This is a genomic window from Streptomyces sp. CB01881, from assembly GCF_002953255.1.
Lineage (GTDB): Bacteria > Actinomycetota > Actinomycetes > Streptomycetales > Streptomycetaceae > Kitasatospora.
The window spans coordinates 643,295-643,836 of record NZ_CP026498.1 but is presented as its reverse complement, the minus strand read 5'-3'; the positions used below and the strand labels follow the sequence as shown (position 1 = coordinate 643,836).

Genomic DNA, 542 nt, shown 5'->3' with positions numbered 1-542 from the left:
ATGTTCCATTCCACGGCCGCGTCGTCGCCGAGTTCGCGCACGGCTGGAGCGACGAACAACTGGTCGCAGCCATGGAGGGCATGACCGGCCCGACCGACCCGAAGGAACCCAATGCCCCCCACCACTGAGGCCCCCGCACACCCGGCCCCCGCCCCCGCCGCACCGGCCGGCCCGCGCTTCGACCTCGCCCGCTACCGCGACCTGTCGCTCGTCCCGGTCCTGCTCGTCCTGGGCGTCATCGGCTTCGCCGTCTCACCCGCCTTCCTCACCTCCGACAACCTCCTCGGCGTCGGCCAGCAGGCCACCGAACTCAGCCTGCTGGTCCTCGCCGAGGCACTGATCCTGATCGTCGGCCGGATGGACCTCTCCCTCGAATCCACCATCGGCGTCGCCCCCGTCATCGCCGTCTGGCTGGTCCTGCCCGACCACGGCGCCCGCTTCAACGGCCTCGGACTCCTCCCCTCCTGGACCGCCATCCCGCTCTGTCTCGTGGTCGGCGCGCTGATCGGCGCGATCAACGGGTTCCTGATCCCTGCGCCTCA

At 70.8% G+C, this 542-nt stretch carries 1 pseudogene; it reads left to right on the top strand.

The annotated features are described in order from the left end of the window. Positions 1 to 111 precede the first annotated feature (111 nt). Positions 112 to 542 (top strand): annotated as a pseudogene (locus C2142_RS39195) (ABC transporter permease); the annotation flags it as partial.